The 19,329-nt window shown below is 27.8% G+C and carries 25 protein-coding genes; all 25 read right to left on the bottom strand.

From position 1 onward, the window contains the following. Window positions 1–115: 115 nt before the first annotated feature. Complete coding sequence (locus D9R21_RS00850; protein ID WP_126820694.1) at window positions 116–604, bottom strand: hypothetical protein; 489 nt, start codon at window positions 602–604, stop codon at window positions 116–118. 99 nt (window positions 605–703) lie between these two features. Further along, window positions 704–952 carry a hypothetical protein gene (locus D9R21_RS00855; protein WP_126820695.1) on the bottom strand — a complete coding sequence of 83 codons (249 nt, stop codon included), beginning with the start codon at window positions 950–952 and terminating at the stop codon, window positions 704–706. 16 nt (window positions 953–968) lie between these two features. After that, window positions 969–1,769, bottom strand: coding sequence for a TIGR00282 family metallophosphoesterase (locus D9R21_RS00860; RefSeq protein ID WP_126820696.1), 801 nt, complete (start codon window positions 1,767–1,769; stop codon window positions 969–971). 12 nt (window positions 1,770–1,781) lie between these two features. After that, entirely contained in the window at window positions 1,782–2,102 is a 321-nt protein-coding gene (gene ylxM, locus D9R21_RS00865; RefSeq protein ID WP_126820697.1) for a YlxM family DNA-binding protein, read from the bottom strand. Further along, entirely contained in the window at window positions 2,102–3,088 is a 987-nt protein-coding gene (ftsY, locus tag D9R21_RS00870) for a signal recognition particle-docking protein FtsY (RefSeq protein ID WP_126820698.1), read from the bottom strand. The genes ylxM and ftsY overlap by 1 nt, the downstream gene beginning before the upstream one ends. 184 nt (window positions 3,089–3,272) lie before the next feature. Then, window positions 3,273–3,947 (bottom strand): alcohol dehydrogenase catalytic domain-containing protein, encoded by a 675-nt coding sequence (locus D9R21_RS00875; protein ID WP_241568626.1) that lies wholly within the window; start codon window positions 3,945–3,947, stop codon window positions 3,273–3,275. A gap of 271 nt (window positions 3,948–4,218) precedes the next feature. Continuing rightward, window positions 4,219–4,977 (bottom strand): hypothetical protein, encoded by a 759-nt coding sequence (locus D9R21_RS00880; RefSeq protein WP_126820699.1) that lies wholly within the window; start codon window positions 4,975–4,977, stop codon window positions 4,219–4,221. Between the two features lie 231 nt (window positions 4,978–5,208). Next, window positions 5,209–5,889: a hypothetical protein gene (locus D9R21_RS00885; RefSeq protein WP_126820700.1), complete on the bottom strand. Its 681-nt coding sequence runs from the start codon at window positions 5,887–5,889 to the stop codon at window positions 5,209–5,211. Window positions 5,890–5,946: 57 nt separating this feature from the next. Further along, window positions 5,947–6,255 carry a hypothetical protein gene (locus D9R21_RS00890; RefSeq protein ID WP_126820701.1) on the bottom strand — a complete coding sequence of 103 codons (309 nt, stop codon included), beginning with the start codon at window positions 6,253–6,255 and terminating at the stop codon, window positions 5,947–5,949. Between the two features lie 373 nt (window positions 6,256–6,628). After that, window positions 6,629–7,060 carry an SsrA-binding protein SmpB gene (smpB, locus tag D9R21_RS00895; RefSeq protein ID WP_126820702.1) on the bottom strand — a complete coding sequence of 144 codons (432 nt, stop codon included), beginning with the start codon at window positions 7,058–7,060 and terminating at the stop codon, window positions 6,629–6,631. Between the two features lie 13 nt (window positions 7,061–7,073). Further along, window positions 7,074–9,191, bottom strand: coding sequence for a ribonuclease R (gene rnr / locus D9R21_RS00900; protein WP_126820703.1), 2,118 nt, complete (start codon window positions 9,189–9,191; stop codon window positions 7,074–7,076). 77 nt (window positions 9,192–9,268) lie between these two features. After that, window positions 9,269–9,565: a preprotein translocase subunit SecG gene (gene secG, locus D9R21_RS00905; RefSeq protein ID WP_126820704.1), complete on the bottom strand. Its 297-nt coding sequence runs from the start codon at window positions 9,563–9,565 to the stop codon at window positions 9,269–9,271. A gap of 82 nt (window positions 9,566–9,647) precedes the next feature. After that, complete coding sequence (locus D9R21_RS00910; protein WP_126820705.1) at window positions 9,648–10,499, bottom strand: HAD-IIB family hydrolase; 852 nt, start codon at window positions 10,497–10,499, stop codon at window positions 9,648–9,650. Between the two features lie 14 nt (window positions 10,500–10,513). Continuing rightward, window positions 10,514–11,344 carry a Cof-type HAD-IIB family hydrolase gene (locus D9R21_RS00915; protein WP_126820706.1) on the bottom strand — a complete coding sequence of 277 codons (831 nt, stop codon included), beginning with the start codon at window positions 11,342–11,344 and terminating at the stop codon, window positions 10,514–10,516. A gap of 143 nt (window positions 11,345–11,487) precedes the next feature. Beyond that, window positions 11,488–11,751: a FoF1 ATP synthase subunit delta/epsilon gene (locus tag D9R21_RS00920; protein WP_126820707.1), complete on the bottom strand. Its 264-nt coding sequence runs from the start codon at window positions 11,749–11,751 to the stop codon at window positions 11,488–11,490. Window position 11,752: 1 nt separating this feature from the next. Further along, window positions 11,753–13,150, bottom strand: coding sequence for a F0F1 ATP synthase subunit beta (atpD, locus tag D9R21_RS00925; protein ID WP_126820708.1), 1,398 nt, complete (start codon window positions 13,148–13,150; stop codon window positions 11,753–11,755). A gap of 14 nt (window positions 13,151–13,164) precedes the next feature. Continuing rightward, window positions 13,165–14,022, bottom strand: coding sequence for an ATP synthase F1 subunit gamma (gene atpG, locus D9R21_RS00930; protein ID WP_126820709.1), 858 nt, complete (start codon window positions 14,020–14,022; stop codon window positions 13,165–13,167). A gap of 16 nt (window positions 14,023–14,038) precedes the next feature. Next, window positions 14,039–15,610, bottom strand: a complete 1,572-nt coding sequence (gene atpA, locus D9R21_RS00935) for a F0F1 ATP synthase subunit alpha (RefSeq protein WP_126820710.1) — start codon at window positions 15,608–15,610, stop codon at window positions 14,039–14,041. A 16-nt stretch (window positions 15,611–15,626) separates the two neighbouring features. Beyond that, window positions 15,627–16,172 (bottom strand): F0F1 ATP synthase subunit delta, encoded by a 546-nt coding sequence (locus D9R21_RS00940; RefSeq protein WP_126820711.1) that lies wholly within the window; start codon window positions 16,170–16,172, stop codon window positions 15,627–15,629. 6 nt (window positions 16,173–16,178) lie between these two features. Beyond that, window positions 16,179–16,709 carry a F0F1 ATP synthase subunit B gene (gene atpF / locus D9R21_RS00945; RefSeq protein WP_241568627.1) on the bottom strand — a complete coding sequence of 177 codons (531 nt, stop codon included), beginning with the start codon at window positions 16,707–16,709 and terminating at the stop codon, window positions 16,179–16,181. Window positions 16,710–16,750: 41 nt separating this feature from the next. Then, a complete protein-coding gene (atpE, locus tag D9R21_RS00950; protein WP_004028354.1) occupies window positions 16,751–17,053 on the bottom strand; it encodes an ATP synthase F0 subunit C in 303 nt (100 codons plus the stop codon). 52 nt (window positions 17,054–17,105) lie between these two features. Further along, entirely contained in the window at window positions 17,106–17,924 is an 819-nt protein-coding gene (locus tag D9R21_RS00955; protein ID WP_196234366.1) for a F0F1 ATP synthase subunit A, read from the bottom strand. Beyond that, entirely contained in the window at window positions 17,911–18,369 is a 459-nt protein-coding gene (locus D9R21_RS08625; RefSeq protein ID WP_353487027.1) for an MG406 family protein, read from the bottom strand. Before D9R21_RS08625 ends, D9R21_RS00955 begins: the two co-directional genes overlap by 14 nt. Further along, complete coding sequence (gene upp / locus D9R21_RS00960) at window positions 18,338–18,961, bottom strand: uracil phosphoribosyltransferase (RefSeq protein WP_126820712.1); 624 nt, start codon at window positions 18,959–18,961, stop codon at window positions 18,338–18,340. Before upp ends, D9R21_RS08625 begins: the two co-directional genes overlap by 32 nt. Before the next feature lie 169 nt (window positions 18,962–19,130). Next, on the bottom strand, window positions 19,131–19,329 hold a 199-nt coding region (locus tag D9R21_RS06830), incomplete at its 5' end, for a hypothetical protein (RefSeq protein WP_206609223.1).

The following is a 19,329-nucleotide window of genomic DNA, read 5'->3' on the forward strand; positions in this document are numbered from 1 at the left end:
TGAAATAACCACATAATTTTAAAAAAATATTTTTTTTGAAAAAATAGTTGCAATTTTTAATAAAAGATATAATATTGACTTAATAAGGGTTAAAAATCCTACTTGCATCTTTACTTTACATTATTAAAGTTACTTGTTTTGTATCATAAAATTTATCAACCTCTGCTTGTAATATTAAAGTTTTTACTTTAAGATTATTAATTTGTTTTACTATCTTTTTATTAAGATAATTAAATTGTAAAATTTGATTTAAAAAATAAGTTTGTTCTTTTTCCATCATTAAAGTACTATAATCTTCATTTTGACTTAAAAGTTGATAATCAATATTAATTTTAAGAGTTTTGTTTAAATTAAATAAAAAATCAAATCCAATCCCAATTTTGCTAATCATTGAAAATCTTATTCCATTTAAATTTGTAATTGGATTAACAAAAACAACTTTTTCAATTAATGGTTTTTGTTTCAATAATAAATTAATTAAACCACATGAAAATCCTTCTAATAATAAAATAATTCTTTGTTGTTCGTATTTATTTTTTAATGCTGTAATTACGTCAATAATATCATTCACTAAAACTCCAACATTTTTAATACTAGTTGGCACATTATCTCCGACATTGCGTTGATTAAAAGCAATTACTGAAACTTTATGCTTAGCTCATATTTCATTATTAATTAAACCAGTAAAATTTTCCTTACTACCCTATAAATCATGAACTGCTAAAATAATATCCTGATCAGTTTTATCAATTGTTCCTAATGTTGATAATTCATATTGATCAGAAGTAAGAAAGTGTTTATGTTCGATATATTCAGGTAATTGAATTTCTCCTCGTTTTGTTTTCTTGTTTAAAAGACGATAACAAAGTAAAAAAAAATAACAACACAAAAAAATTCCTAGAATAATACAAACAACAATAATGATTACATTCGTTTTAATTAAACTAGTCATTTAAGTTACTCCTTTATTATCCTAAAAAATCAGTTTCATTTTCTGGATGAATTAAAATTCGTTCAATTTTTACTGCTTGGTTAGTTTTATCATCTACTTGTAATCATACCGCTGAAAAAATTAATTTATCATTTTCAGCTGCTGGTTCAAAACGCACTGGTAAACCAGTTTTTTCCTTAAGAATAATTTCTTTTGGATTTGCCCCAATAATTGAATTATAACTACCACACATCCCAACATCGGTAATATATGCTGTTCCTTTTGGTAATATTCGATTATCTGCTGTTTGAACATGAGTGTGCGTTCCAAAAAAACCAGTAATAATACCATCATAATTCCAAGCAAAAGCTAATTTTTCTGCACTAGCTTCGGCATGAAAATCAACAAAATGAAGCTCACTATCATCATTATTAATAATTTCTTCAAAAATTGTGTATGGATTATCTACTGGGTCCATAAAACTACGACCCATTAAATTAGTCACACGAATTTTTTTATTATTAATCTTAATAACAACTGTGCCTTTCCCAGGTGTAAACGAATTCATATTTGCTGGTTTTAATAAATCATTTACTTCTTCAATATAATTTAAAACTTCTGGATTACGAAAAATATGATTTCCGGAAGTAATAATATTAATCCCCATTTCTTTTAATTTATTATAATGATGCTTTGATAATGATTTCCCATGGGTAGTATTTTCACCATTTGCAATAATTAAATCAAACTTATATTTTTTTATTATTTGTGGCAAATATTTATTAACAGCTGTCCTTCCAGCTTGTGCATAAATATCACCAATCATTAAAATATTCATTTTATTTTCTCCTTAATCACTATCAATTTTTTTTAATTTTTTTATTAATCCAGCACATTCCTTAATATTTTCAAATTCTTGATAAATGATATCTCGCTGATGTTGCTTATAACCTAATTGTAAGTTATTTTCAAATTTATGCAAAGCATTTGTAATTTTTACCAATGAATCATAAACAGCATTACGCGAAACATTTTTTAACCCTGCAATTTCACTTAATGAATAATCATCAAAAAAATATAATTCAAAATATTCTCTTTGCTTTGTTGTTAATAATTCCCGATATAATTCATATAAAAGAATTAACTCATTTGATTTTGCCAAATCTTTCATTATTCTATTTCCACTTCATCCTTGTTAAATAAATCTTTGGTTAAATTATAAATATATTGCTCAATATCAAATTCTTGTAAATCAGTTGGTTGCTCACCCAAACCAATTAACTTAACGGGAATGTTTAATTGGCCCTTAATTGCTAAAACAACGCCTCCTTTAGCCGTACCATCCATTTTTGTTAAAACAATCCCACTAACATCGGTTACCTCCGAAAAATTCTTTGCTTGTGAAATACCATTTTGACCAGTAACCCCGTCAATTACTAATAAGGTTTCATGCGGAGCATCGGGAATTTCGCGTTGAATAATACGATTAATTTTATTTAATTCATTCATTAAATTAACTTTATTTTGTAAACGTCCCGCTGTATCAATAATAATAATATCAACTTGTTCTTTTTTTCCTTTAACTAATCCATCATAAATAACACTAGCTGGATCTTGCCCTTCTTTTAACGGTTTAACAATATTAACATTTAAACGTTCTGCTCATTGGTTTAATTGTTCAACCGCCCCTGCCCGAAAAGTATCACCAGCAACTAATAGGACCTTTTTCTTTTGATCAAGAAATTGTTTTGTTAATTTAGCAATAGTTGTTGTCTTACCGGCACCATTAACACCAACCATCAAAATAACATTTAAGCGCTGGTCTTTAATATTTAATTTATTTTGTTTACTTTTTGGATCATTATATAAATCCATAATTACTTCAACCAAATAATCATTTGTGTCATCAATGCTTCAACCTTTTCGTACTTTTTTACGAATTTGATTAGTAATTTGTAAAACCATATTCATTCCCATATCACTTGCAATTAAAATTTCTTCTAATTCTTCTAAGTATTGATCATCATATTCTTTATACTTATGTGCTAATTTTTTAATATCATTAGAAAAGGTTAAACGTGTTTTAAGTAACGCCTTTTCTAATTTAATCTGTTTTTTTTCTTCACGTTTTGCTTTTAATTTTTGAAAAAAACCCATTTCTTTCCCTCACCCTATTCTATTGCTTGTTATAATTTTACAACAACTTTAAAAATATCTGTCTCCATAAAAGTTTCATATGCTTTTAACACTTCATTTTTATTAAAAGTTTTTGATACTAAATACTTTGGAATAATTTCCTTATTTTCAATTTTTAATACAAGTTCTTTTAAAGTATAACAATTTAAAATTCCGGTATGAATAGTAATATTTTGATTTCATAATTGTTGTAAGTTAAAGACAACTGGTTTTTTAAAAACACCAATTGTAATAATTGTACCATTAAAATTAATCTTTGTTGTGCCTGCTCAAAAGTACCCTGGTCATTACCTACACATTCAATTACTAAATCATATTTAATATCAAAAGTAGTTAAAGTACTATCATAAATTTTATGCGCCCCCATTTTTTTAAAATAATTTAATTTTTGACTATGATGACCATAAATATCAATTTTTTTATTATATTTATTTAATAACAATAAAATGTCTAAACCAATTGGCCCATCACCAATAATAGCAATATTATTAATTTGTTTTAAATTAATTTTTTTAATAACATTTTCATATCCTGTTGGTAACACATCGCTTAACATTAAAGCATCAGTTAAATTCATTGTTTTTGGAATTTTAATAACACTATTTTCCCCATAAGGAACACGAACATATTCAGCATGCGTTCCATTAATTTTAGTTCCCAAAATAAAACCACCATTAGTACAATTAGCAAATGCTTTTTGTTCACATAATTGACAAATATTACAATGAGTAACACATCCAATTGCAACGCGATCACCAATTTTAAGTTTTGTAATATCAGCTCCAATTGCTGTCACGACACCAACTCCCTCATGCCCCATAATTGTGTTAGGAACAACACTATTATCATGCCCCGAATATGGACGATAATCCGCATGTTAAAAAGTAAATCCCTCAATTTTAACAATAATATCTGTTGCTTTTTTAATAATTGGCTCGTTAGTTTCAGTTCATTCAATTTTCTTTTTTCCTTGAAAAATTAATGCTTGCATTTTCTTCCACTTCACTTTCTACTTATGATTATACCGAAATAATAATGATGTTAAACAAAAAAGAATAAGACTAAATAACTTTAACCTAATTATTTTGATCTTATTCTTCAACTTGCAAGGTACCTCGTTCAAGTTCTCCTGCAACATTAGGATCAATTAAATCCGTAAATAAACGTTGACGAGGTGTTCTTAAATTAAAATATTGACGTGAATTTTTTCGAATTAGTTCTTGATTATCATCAGTTAAATTCATAAAAACCCAGGCATCAGTACAAACTGGTAAATTATTAAACATAATAACTTCTGCCGCATATGTTTCTGCTAATTGCACACTATCCTTAATATCTTCATCAAATGAAACAATAAAACTCTCTTCTAAATCGTTAATTCTTTCAATTGATGGATCATTCGCAATCCCAATGCCAATTCTAACCTCACGGACAGCTTGATATTTTTCATATAATGTATAATTAATAATTTTAACAGTTGTATTAATATAATTAGCAATTTCAATTAAATAATTTAAATCCCCATCATCTTCGTATAATGCCAAATAAATATTTTCATGGCGATGAATTCCAATAATATTTTCACCCATTTTTAAAGAATTTAAAATAGTTTCTTCTAAACTATTTATAATTCATTGATAAGTATTTTTATCATATGCTTTTTTAATTTCTTTTTCATTAATAAAACGAACAACAACTGATGAAACAGATTGACTTTTATCTTCTTTTAAATAAAAAGGTGGTAATTGTAAATTTGATAATGCCACACGATTACGATATTCATCAAGTCTGTTTTTACTATAAACATATTCTTTTAATATTTCAATCGTTTGTTGCGGTTCTCACTTCATATTGGTTACCTCTTATTATAAATTAATTAAGTTAATTATATCATAAAAAGCCCTAAATTAAAGGCAATTATTAGGTTATAGTTTAAAAACCATGACCTTTTAAGTCTTTAAAATAAATTTAGAAGGAAGAACATAATACCAACCATTATTTTAAAGTTAACTTTAGTAAGAACATAATTTAATTATTAAAAAATTCTTCTTATAAAACTTTTTAATTTGTAAGAAGAATTTTTAATTAGATATATGATAATTATATTTATTTTTAAATGTATGATAAAAATTAGAAATAGATGTTATCACATTATTGCTTAATTTTTTATTTTTAATTTTTCCTTCTCATTCTTTAATCATATTGTTATTAACTTCTTTTAAAAATTGCTTTGCAAAAAGAATAAATTGGTCTGAATTATTATTTTTTTCAACAAGGTCTAAGGCAAGACTTCAATCAATTCTATTTAATATTCATTGTCATATTTCTTCACTACGGTCAACAGATAACCGGATTATCAACGCCATTTTAATAAATAATACTTGATACTCTTTTGAAGCTTTTTTCAATAATTTAAACATTTTTTTAACTTGTCTTTGATATTTAAAAGTTTGAAAAAAATAAAAGTGTTCTTTAAAATTTTCTGGTTTTTTGCTTTCTACTTTTTCTTGTTCAAGTTCAGTAAAAGTTTTTTTACTATTATTAAATATTTCATATTTTAAAATAATAATATTATTTAATAGTTTTTTAACAAAATTATCTGCCAATTGTTTAGATGATGTTCTTTTTTCTATCTTCTTTTGATTATTAATCTGCTTATTCTTTAATAATGTCCGGTAATTAAAAATTACATCATAAAATTCATTTTTAATAAATCCATTAATAAATTTTGCTTGTAATTTTTCTTTATCTTTATAAGTCATAATTTTCCTCCTAAACATTATTATTTTCATATGACTTTTTTATTTTAAAAGCATCTTTTAACTAATATCAGGTTCATTGGAGTTTGTTATTTCCCCTTCCATTCTTTCATATGATTGATCTTTATTACTTTGTTTAAATAATTTTATAAAACCATTAATCGCATTGTCAATTGTGGAAGATGTTTTGTTTATTAGAATTTCCATTATTCTTGAATGATTTTCTATTAACTTTTTATGTATTTCATCAATTTTTACTTCATTTAGTTGATTATTTTTATTAGCAATAAAAGTAAATATTGAAGAAATAATTGTACTTATGAATGATAACGAAGCAACAATAACGGTAACTATTTCTCCCGTACTCATTTCTACTTCCTCTCTTATTTATACTTTTATTATAACTTCTAACAATTTTACACTCATATATTGAAAAAAATAATATATTTCCTTATTATTAATCATATTTATTATAATTATTTCTTCTTTTGTTTTAATTTTATATATAAAATTCCTCCCTTTTCTTTAAAATCATAACTGTCTTCAAAATTGTTTTTAAAAAATAATGAAGATTTATTATTTTGTGCCCCATAATTTTTGGGATTAAAATCTGGAATTTTTCGAAGTAAATTTTCAATAATTATAGAAAACTGAGTAAACCCATCATTATTTTTATCATTTTCTTTAAATTATTGAATTTACTACCTCAATTAATTCTTTTTTACCTTCTACTATTTAAAAATTAATATTTCCGACGTAAACGCTCATTATCGCGTTGCTTAATTGTTTCTCGTTTATCATAATTCTTCTTCCCACGAACTAAAGCAATTTCTAATTTAGCATAATTATTTTTAAGATATAACTTTAATGGTACTAATGTTAAACGTTCTAATTTAATTCGTTGCAAAATTTTTTTAATTTCTTTTTTATGCAAAAGTAATTTTCTAGTCCGATCAGCATCTGGTGCATATGATGTTGAAAATTTATATTGAGCAATTATCATATTGATAACAAAGGCCTCATTTTTTCGAATAATAACAAAGGCCTCATTAATTGATACATCATTATTACTAATTGACTTAATCTCACTGCCTGTCAAAACAATACCAGCTTCATAGGTTTCAATAATTTCATAATTATACAGTGCTTTTTTATTAACTGTAATTGTCAACATTAATATCAACTCCTTAATCAACTAGTTCAAAATCAATTTGCCGTAATTTTTTACTTGCTTTCTTTACTCTAATTCGTACTTTTTTTCCTAAAAAATATTCTTTTCGTTTCCGTTCTCCAATTAATTTTAAACTTTTTTCATCAAAAACGTAATACTCATTTTTTAAATCAGTAATATGAACCAATCCTTCAATTGTATTTGGTAATTCAACGAAAATTCCAAACGAAGTAACTCCAGCAATAATGCCATCATATTCATAGCCAATTTTATCTTCCATATATTCAGCTTCTTTCATTTTGTCAACTTCTCGTTCACATTCCATTGCTCGTAATTCTGCAAGGGATGACTGTTGACTAGCATGATTAACAAAAGTTCGCGTTTGTTCTAAATCAGTAATTTTAACTTTTCCTTGAAATAAATATTCTTTTAATAAACGATGAACAACTAAATCGGGATAACGCCGAATTGGTGAAGTAAAGTGCGTATAACATCAAGATGCCAGTCCAAAATGGCCATCATTAATAGCACTATATTTAGCTTTTTCCATACTTCGTAATACTAAAGCTGAAATAACTTTAAAATTTTCCTTATCCTTTAACTTATTTAAAATTTGCTGTAAATCTTTAGAATGAATATTTTCTAACTTACCTTTAATATTTAAACCTAAATAAGATAATTGCGTATACAAATCAAACAATTTTTTTGGTTTTGGCTTATCATGCACACGATAAACAAATGGCAAATCCATTCAATAAATTGTTTCGGCTACCGTTTCATTAGCGCGAATCATAAAACTCTCAATCAATTTTTCTGCATCAGCACGCTCTCGCACAACAATATCTTTAATCTTACCATTTTTATCAACAATAAACTTTGGTTCATCTAAATCAAAATCAACAACCCCATCATGTTCTTTTTTTAAAACTAAAATTTGATATAACTGTTGCGCTAAAAGCAACATTTGAACAATTTCACCTGAGATTTGATTTTTTTCTTGGCAGAATAACTTATTAACTTCATCATAAGTTAATCGCGCTTTTGAAATAATGACAGCTTCATAAATACTAGAATTAACAACATGTCCCTGCTTATTAATTTCCATTTCACAAATTAATGTTAATCGTGGTTCAAAAGGATTTAACGAACAAATTCCATTACTTAATTTTTCTGGTAACATTGGAACAACCCGGTCAATTAAATAAACTGAACACCCTCTGTCAAAAGCTTCTTTATCAAGATAACTATTATGTGGAACATAATGTGCAACATCAGCAATCGCAACCAATAATAAATAATTACCATTTTGATTTTTTTTAACTAAAATAGCATCATCAAAATCTTTTGAATCATTCCCATCAATTGTAACAAACATTTCTGCTTGTAAATCACGGCGTGATTTATCTGCTAACATTCTTGCAACATCAACATCTTGTTTAATTTGATTGGCTTCATTTAATGTTTCTTCATTAAATTTAGTACGAATATTAAATTCATGTAAAATAGCCCAGACATCAACACCGACTTGATTAGTATTACCAATGATATCAATGATTTTAACTTGCATTAAATTGTTTTTACTATTAATATTTGTAATGATTCCCTTCACAATTGTATTTTCAATTGCATCAGCTAAATTAATAATTTCAGCACGATATTGCGTTAATTTATTATTTAAAATTTCTAAATATTTTTGTTGATGACGATTCTTTTTAATAACTCCAACTACATATTCATTATTTCGCTTCAAAACTTTAATTACTTGTGCTTCTGCTTTTTTAGAATTATTAACATTTTTTTGTTTTTTTAAAATAAACAAAACTTGATCTTGGTCTAAGGCATTATTTAAATCATCTTGTTTAACATAGTATTCTTCTTGGTTTTCACTAATTTTAATAAAACCAAAACCTTTTTTATTAATGCTAATAACTCCTCGTAAATAAATTTTTGGATCAAAATAATAGAACCGATGTTGTTGTGTGACCCCAATAATATTATCATTTTCTAATTCAACCAAAACTTTTAACATCATTTTATTATCATTAATTTTATTAATATCTAATAACTGTGCTAATTCAATCGTATCAATTAGTTTTGTTTGTTTTTTTAAAATAGCTACAATTCGATCGTGCATATACCTTTCCCCCTAAATGAAAAAAGAGACATTTTTAAATCTCTTTTCAATTAATGATATTTTTAAAGATTTAATTATTACAATAGAACTTTTGTTAATAAATTTATCAATAATGTAATAATTAATAATGTTGAACCAAATGCTAAAATAAAAATAGATAATGTTCGATCTAACCCACGTTCTTTACTATTAGCAAATAATTCATCATTACCACCATTTAAAGCACTTAACCCTGTTTGTGCTTTTTTGTTTTGTAATAAACCAATAATAATCATAATAATTGATACAATTAAAGCAATTATTTCAAAAACATAAATAATTGTATTGGCTACTTGTAGTTCAATTGCTAAAAACATCATACTTGATAGGTTCATTAAAACATTCCTCTCTAAATTAAATTATGTTCCTATTAATAATACTATAAAATTACCAAAATTATTGTATTTTAAATTAATTTTAATTATTTTTTTCAAGGTTATTTAAATAATGATAAATTCCTCCGGTATTATTGCTGCTAGCTACATCGTATGCTAAATTTAAAATCGGAGTTGGACTATGTTCCATTGCAATTGCATAAGGTAAAATTTCAAACACAGAACAGTCATTATAATTATCACCAAAATATAAAACATTCTCTAATTTAATTTCACGTCCTTGCCTTTGATTTAAAATATCAATTAAATGTAAAATTGCTTGCCCTTTATTTGAATTACCATGTACAATATCACATCCATATTCAGACAGTGGTTCAACATTAATATTTAAAACTTGTTTTAAAGCTGTATACATTTCTTGAAACATTATTTTGGATGAATGCTTTGCAACAATTTTATTGGCTATTCTAATATCATCAAAGCAGAATGGTTTTACTTGCTTCATTCCATCTAAAAATGCACCTGGTTTTGATTTAATTTTTAATAATTTTTCACCCGCACAATATAAATTATCATCATCTTGATATGAAATTGTAAAATCACATTTATATTTTATTAAAATATCAATTACAATAACTAAATCCGAAACTGGCATTAAATTACTATAAATTGACTTATTGTTTTTAGTATCATACACTAAAGCACCATTAGCACCAATAACATATTGACAATAATCCTTAATTTTTAATTCTCTTGTGTAATTATCAAAACCAGGGGGCATTCGTCCTGATGCAATTGATACAGCAATCCCTTTTGCTTGCAATGCAAGTAATTTATTTTGAACAAGAGTTGGTAATTCTTGCTTATCAGTAATCAATGTGCCATCAACATCAGTAACAATTAATTTAATTTGATTACCATTAATTTTTAACATGACAACCTCATCTTCTATTTTAATATTGTCTTATAAAGATAATCAGCAATTCCTGCCGCATTATTATCTTTTGCAGTTACTGCAAAAGCAACTTCTTTTAATTGCGGTGTAGCATTGGCTAATGCAATTCCATATTTTGAATTTTTAATCATCTCATAGTCATTCATTTGATCACCAAAACACATAATTTCATCTGAATCAAGATGGTGATTTTCTTTATGTTTAAGTACTTCAATTAATTTTAAAATTCCCTGTCATTTATTAACATTTTTAGGAATAATCTCAATAAACCCATATCCCGTAACTTCTGTCCTTAATGTTTTACTGACCGCAATTTGTTGTAGTAACCAATTTTGTTTTTGTTCATCATGACAAGAAATTACAACCTTACGCATTTGCGGAATTTCATTTCAATCTAAAACAATTGCTTTAATGTCAGTATTACGAAATAAAAAAAGATCATCTTTAATAGTGCTTGATTGTGAAACATAAGCTTCTTGTTCATTAAGTGGTGCTAAATAAAAATCATGACCAAATTCTCGAACAATATTCATTGCTCATAATGTATCTTGATATGAAATTATTTCATCATAGACATATTCTTTTGTTTTTAAATTTAAAACAGCCCCACCATTAGCACCAATAACATACGGACAATGGTCAAGAATTCCTAATGTTGTTGCATAATCAGATAAACTACTAGGAACCCGTCCTGAAGCAATCGTTACTAAAATACCCATTGCTTGAGCCTTTTTTAAAGCCTCAATATTTATAGTTGAAATCTTTTTATCTTTATCAGTTACTAATGTTCCATCAATATCACACACAATCATTTTTACTATCATTACATTGCCTACCTTCTTTTAATATTACTTAGTTTATCATATAAGTAGTCTCAGACATTATCATTCTATCATGTTTTATTTTATATTTATAATTAAGAAAATTAAAACAAAAAATCTCAAAAAAGAGATTTCTATTTTCGTATCTAACTAATAGGTTCAACTTCATCAGCAAGAATTTTAACAAATTCTTGTTCAACTTGCAAAATTCCACCAGCAATACTTAATTTATATTCTTTATTATTAACTTTGTATGTCATTTCAGATGGAACAATTGTTGAAAAAAGAGGAATATGACCATACAAAATACCCATATATCCCGTAATTGTTTTCACTGTTATAATATCAACTAAGCGATTAACAATGACACCCTGTGGTGTAATAATTTTTAAACTAATTTGATTCGCCATTTTAATTATGTTTTAAAGCTTCGGCGGCTTTAACAACCTCATAAATTGTTCCAACATATAAGAATGCTTGTTCTGGTACATCATCATATTTTCCTGCTAAGATTTCTCTAAAAGCACGAATTGTTTCTACTACAGGGACATATTTCCCTGTTTTTCCAGAAAACTTTTCAGCTACAAAAAATGGTTGTGATAAAAAGTTACGAATTTTTCGTGCTCTTGCAACAGCTAATTTATCTTCATCTGATAATTCATCCATCCCTAAAATGGCGATAATTGATTGTAATTCTTTAAACTTTTGGAGGATTTCTTGTACTCCTCGTGCTACTTCATAATGTTCTTCACCAACCACTAATGGGTCTAATAATCGAGACGAACTTCCTAATGGGTCAACTGCTGGATAAATTCCTAATGCTGCAATTTCACGGTCTAAGACAACCTTAGCGTCTAAATGAGCAAATGTTGTTGCAGGAGCTGGATCAGTTAAATCATCCGCTGGCACATATACTGCTTGGACAGAAGTAATACTTCCTTTTTTTGTTGAAGTAATTCGTTCTTGTAATGCTCCCATTTCGGTTGCTAATGTCGGTTGATAACCAACTGCTGATGGCATCCGTCCTAATAAGGCTGATACTTCAGAACCAGCTTGGGTAAAACGGAAAATATTATCAATAAATAATAAAACATCTTGGTTTTTATCATCACGGAAATATTCAGCAATTGTTAATCCAGTTAAAGCAACTCGCATACGAGCTCCTGGTGTTTCATTCATTTGACCAAAAACCAAAGCTGTTTTATCAATAACACCAGCTTCAATCATTTCATAATATAAATCATTACCTTCTCGTGTTCGTTCACCAACACCAGCAAAGACAGAAATTCCTCCATGTGCTTTTGCCACATTATTAATTAACTCTTGTACTAGTACTGTTTTTCCTACTCCAGCACCACCAAACAAACCAATTTTTCCCCCCTTTGCAAAGGGAACTAATAAATCAACAACTTTAATACCTGTTTCTAAAATTGCAGCTGTTGTTTGTTGTTCTTCATATGATGGTGCTTCACGGTGAATTGGACTCATTGTCTTTGTCTTTGGCTGTGGTTTTTCATCAATTGCTTCTCCAAGAACATTAAACATACGCCCTAAAACCTCTTCACCAACCGGAACTGTAATTGGCGCTTTTGTATCAATCACATCCATTCCCCGAACCATTCCTTCTGTTGGTCCTAAGGCAATTGCCCGTACGGTGTCATCACCAATATGTTGAACAACTTCTAAAACTAACTTTGTACCATTATTATTAACCGTAATAGCATTATATAATTCAGGCAAATATTCTTCCGTAAACCGTACATCAACAACAGGTCCTAACACCTGTACTACTTTTCCATTTTTCTCCATTTTTTAACCACCTCTTAATTTTCTTGCGCGCCAGCCCCAGCAACAATTTCTGTAATTTCCTGTGTAATTGCTTCTTGACGCTTACGGTTATATAATAACGATAATTTTTCTAACATTGCATTTGCATTATCTGTTGCATTTTCCATTGCTACTCGCCGTGATGCTTGTTCTGAAACCTGTGATTCAACGATTGATGAAAATAAAATGGTATTTAAATACATTGGCACGGCATTTTCTAAAATCGTTGCTGGATCTGGTTCAAATTCGGTAATAACATTAATGTGTTTTGGTTCTTCATGTTGTGTTACCTTAATAATTGGTAACAATTGTAAAATTGTTGATTCAAAAGTTACATTATTAATAAATTTTGTATAAGCAATTTTAATTTCATCATAAGTATTTCCATTAAAACCAGATAAAATTTCTTGTGCAAACTCACGTGCATCATCATAAGAAAAATTAATATCAATATCTTTTCTTGTTTGCATAATTTCATAACCTTTATGGGCATAAAATGTTTCTGCTTTAGAACCGATTGCAATAATACAATCACTTTTTCGTAATTGTTGTAACACCAACTTATTAATATTAATATTATAACCACCACATAAACCTAAATTTGAATTAACAATGATTCAACAAGTACGTTTACTATCTTTTATGCCATCTTTTTTTTGATAAATTGAATCATATGCTTTACTAATGATATCATTAAAAACAGTATAAACTTCAGCAAAATATGGTTTTGAATTAGAAATTCGTTTACCAACTTTTTTTAATTTTGCTGTCGCTACCAATTTCATTGCTTGTGTTATTTTAGATGTTGAAGTAATTGAAGTAATTTGTTTTTTTAAATCTGTTCCGACTGCCATTTTGTCCTTTTAACCTTTATTGTCCTAATTTTTTCCACTCTTCAATTTGCCCAAACATTTCTGGTTTATAATCAGCAATTTTATTGGTAATTTTTTTAACAACATTAATAATTTCATTATCAATATTAGTCATTAAGGTATCGCTATAGGCTTTGGCCTTTGCTAATTCAGTATAGTATTTTTTTGCTTTTGTATTAAAATGTTCAATTATTTCTTCTTTAAATTCTTGAATTTTATCAACTGGAATTCAACGAATTCTTTTTTTCTTAACTGCTAATAAAATGATTGCTTGGTCAATTTGTGAAAGCGGTGAATATTGTTTTTGTTTTAAAATTTCAATTACTCGTTTTCCATGTTCTAATACTTCTTTTGTCGCATCATCCAAATCAGAACCAAATTGAGCAAAGGCTTGTAGTTCACGATATTGTGCTAATTCTAATTTTAATGAACCAGCAACTTGTTTCATTGCTTTAATTTGTGCTGTTGACCCTACTCGTGACACCGATAATCCCGCATCAACCGCAGGACGAATTCCAGCATTAAACTGATCATTATTTAAGAAAATTTGCCCATCAGTAATTGAAATAACATTAGTTGGAATATATGCTGAAATATCACCCGCTTGTGTTTCAATAATTGGCAAAGCAGTAATACTTCCGCCTCCATATTCTTTTGTTACTCGCGCGGCGCGTTCTAATAACCGACTATGTAAATAAAAAACATCACCAGGATATGCTTCACGACCAGGTGGACGGTGTAATAATAGTGCCATTGTTCGATAAGCAACAGCATGTTTTGAAAGATCATCATAAATAATAATGACATTTTCACCAGATTCCATCCATTCTTCACCAATAGTAACACCAGTATATGGTGCTAAGTATTGTAATGGCGATAATTCACTTGCTGTGGCTGAAACAAATGTTGTATATTCTAATGCACCAGCAGCTCGTAATTTTTCGACAATTTGTGCAACAGTTGATGCTTTTTGCCCAATTGCAACATAAATACATTTTACATTTTTCCCTTTTTGATTTAAGATGGCATCAATTCCGATTGCTGTTTTTCCTGTCTGGCGATCACCGATAATTAATTCTCGTTGTCCTTTCCCAATGGGAATCATCGCATCAATTGTCATAATTCCCATTTCCATTGGTTCATCAACTGATTTTCTAGTCATAACACCGGGTGCAATTCGTTCCACAGGACGTGTTTTTGTTGCTTTTAATGGTCCTTTCCCATCAATTGGTTGTCCTAATGCATTAACAACACGGCCTAACAACGCATCACCAACTGGCGTTTCAACAATTTTTCCTGATCGACGAACTTTATCACCTTCACGGATTGTTGTATCGTCACCCATTAAAACGGCCCCAACAGCGCCTTCTTCTAAGTTTAATATCATTCCATAAATTTCATTCGGAAAAATTAGCAATTCACTCATCATTGCATTGTCAAGACCATCAATTAAAGCAATTCCATCACCAACTGTCACAACAGTTCCTTCTTCATGAATTTCAATTTTTTTACCATATTCTTTAATCTGTTTTTTAATTATTTCGGAAATCTCATTTACATTTAAAGCCACTTTTTCACCCCATCTTCTATTTATTATATATTGCTTTTTGTCGCATTGTTTCTAATTGTCCTGCAATTGAACCATCAATAATTTCGTGCTTAATTTTAATCCGAACTCCGCCTAATAAAGATGGATCAATTTTGTTAACTAACTCAATATGATAGCCAAATTTTTTACTTAATTTTGTTTCAATTGTTGTAATTTGTTTTCTTGTTAATGGTTGGGTTGAATAAATATTTCCATATTGAACATCATAACTAATATTTATTAATTTTCTTAAACTTTTAAAAATTCTTCTAACATAACAAAAAGCTTCACGATCAATTAATAAAAAAAGGGCATTTAAAATTAACGGATCAATAACTTTTTGAAATGGTTTTGCTAAAATGTTCTTTCGTTCTTCTTTTGCAATGTCAGCATTCATCATTAACTTAATATAATCTGGTTCTTGTTTAAATAAATCTACGATTATATTAATAACTTCTAAAAAATGATCAATTTTTTTTGTTTCAAGCGCCAAGTCCATTAAAGCAGCTGCATAATTATCAATAAATTTTTCACTAACTAACATAACTTACTACTCTAATTCTTTGATAAACTCTTCTACCAATTTTTCATTTTTTTCTTTATTAATTTCTTTGCTTAATAATTGCTCAGCTGCATTAAAAGCAACATTAATAATTGATTTTCGAATATCATCATAATATTGTTCTTTTTCTTTTTGAATTTCTTTATGGGCCTGTTCATTTAACTGCATAACTTCAGCTTTTGCTGTTTCTAAAACTTGATGACGTTTTGCCTCTGCTTCAGTTCGAGCCGCAACAATAATACTATTTGCTTCTACCTTCGCTGTTGTTAACAATTTCGATGCTTCTTTTTGATCAATTGTTGCTTTTGCTTGTTTTTCAGCAGCATCTTGAATTAATTCTCGAATTTTATTGCGACGAGCCCGCATTGCTTTTCGAAATGGATTATAAACTCATTTTGATAATAAAATTAATAAAATAATTGTCGCAATAACATGCGCAATAAAAACCCATAGATTGGGAAATAATTGATTAATAATTTCTGCTGGTTCAATTGGTTTTGACATTAATCACATTGTCATAGACATCTAAGCCTTCTTTCTTTCCAACTTTTTACTTTTCATTAACCAGTAACAAATGCTAAAATAATCGCAATAACTAATGCATAAATTGACCCTGATTCAGTAATCGCAGCAGCAATAATATATTGTGTTCTAACTTTACTTTCAACTTCTGGGTTTCGAGCAATTGCTTCAACAGCTTTTCCACCAGTATACCCTTGTCCAATTCCTGAACCACAACAACCAATGGCAGCTAATCCTGCACCCAATAATGACATTCCCTTTGTAAAACCATCATTAATTCCGGCCATAAATCATATTGTCATCATATTCGATAGCAAATCTATTGTCATAAAATTTATCATATTATAATTCTCCTCTTCCTTAACAAATATATAATTTTATTTTAATCCTTTTTTAGCCATTTAAATTAACATTTTTAATTTTTTGTTCTTTTTTTAACTTAATTATCTTTTCGTTTTTATCTTTGGTTTCTGTTTTCATTTCCATTGCCCAATAGGCAATTGTTAAAATTGCAAAAATATATGCTTGAATTAAACCATCAAAAACATCAAAATAAATACTTAAAAAAGGTAAAAATACACCAGCCAATAAATCAACAGGCCCAATATAAGGAATCTGTCCTCAAATAAAGCTCATTAAAGCTGTGAACAAGGTAATAATAACTGTTCCTCCCAAAATGTTTCCAAATAAACGAAATGAAATTGAGATCAAAGGAACAAATTGGGTTAATAATTCTAATGGATTGACAAAAAACTTTTTAAAATATACTAGTTTTTGATATTTAATCCCAAAATAATATATTCCAAAAAAGGTAACCAATCCCATTGATAATGGGACAGTATAAGATGTTGCAAGTGATTCAAACCCAACAACACTCATTAAATTTCCAATCCCAATATACAATAATAAATATATAACATAAACTGTTAAAAATTTATATTTTGGTCCCATCAAATCAACAACTTGTTTTTCAACTCACTTAATTGTAATTTCAGCAAAAAGTACTAAACCAGTTGGAATATCGGTTAGACCAAGTTTTTTTAAGCGTTTATAATAACCTATTGATAAAAGCATAATAATAAAGGTAGTAATAACTATCGCTACTAATTGCGGTAATAAAATTGTATAACTTCATGCATCCATTCCACTTTTATTTGGATCAGGGATTAAATCCATTGCAAGAAATTGACCAAAGTTACTATTCATTGCCATTTTTCTTTTCCTTTCTGCGTTGATGAATGGGAAATTTAACATTTGCAAATAATGATGAAAATGGACATAAACTAATTCCAACAATTATTGTGTAGATACTAAAAAAACTAGTATTCTCAGCATAAATAACTATAGGTATAGCATAAATCACTAAGCGAACTAGGTACAATAAGATAAAAAAGTACTTATTTAAACTTATACTTAACAATCATCCAGAAAAACAAATGATTAAGAAACCTATAAGAGAAAACAAATACCCCAAAACTAATCCTGTGTATAAAGTTCAATCTCGTTTTAATGTCAAATATATCATCGTCAACACTATTAATATTCCCAAAAACATTATTAAACTTATTATTGACAGTTTATATTCTACACCTTTAAAATGGTTTTTTCAATTTAATTTATTTTTTTTATTTAGTTCCAAAAATACGGTCTCCAGCATCACCTAGACCAGGAATAATATAACCATGTTCATCTAAACGTTGGTCTAATGAAGCAACATAAATATCAACATCTGGATGATGCTCTTCAATACATTTTTTTCCTTCAGGTGCAGCTACCAAACATACTAATTTAATATTAGTTGCTCCTCATTCTTTAACTTTTTGAATTGCCACATTAGCACTGCCCCCTGTCGCTAACATTGGATCTAAAACTAAAACATTTGCTTTATTAATATTTTCTGGTTTTTTAGCAAAATATTCATGTGGTTCTAAGGTTTTTTCATCTCGGTATAATCCAATATGTCCAATTTTAGCGTTTGGGACTAAATTAATAATTCCATCGACCATCCCCAAGCCTGCTCTTAAAATTGGAAATAAAACAATATCATTTGCAATTTTATATCCCTTTGTTTTTGCTACTGGTGTTTCAATTTCAAATTCATTTAATTCAATATTTCGAAATATTTCATACGCCATTAATTGCGCAATTTCATCTAAATTTTCTTTAAAGACCTTTGAATTACTCTCCTTTTTGCGCATTCTTGTTAATTTATCCAAAATTAACGGGTGTTTTATTACAGTAAATAACATTAATTACTTTTCCTCCTTAATTTATTAGATTTTAACATAATTATAAAGATAATACCAAGATTTAATTTGGAATTACTTACATTTTTAAAAATAATTAAATAAAAAGAAATAAATTAGAGTGCACCCCAAAAAGTAAGTATTAGTAAAAAGGTTTATAAACTTTTATTTATTATATCCTTTTCTTTGCGGCTTGAATATCATTTATTTCATTTTTTAACATCATTAATATATTCATCATGCGATAAGTAAATATTGTTATGAATTGTTGCTTTTTTAATAAAGAATGAAAACTTTCAATAACAATATTATCAGCACAATGATAATTTTTACCCATAGAAATTCTAATTCCATTAGATATACATTTATTA

The sequence above is a fragment of the Spiroplasma endosymbiont of Megaselia nigra genome (assembly GCF_003987485.1).
Taxonomy (GTDB): Bacteria; Bacillota_I; Bacilli_A; order Mycoplasmatales; family Mycoplasmataceae; genus Spiroplasma.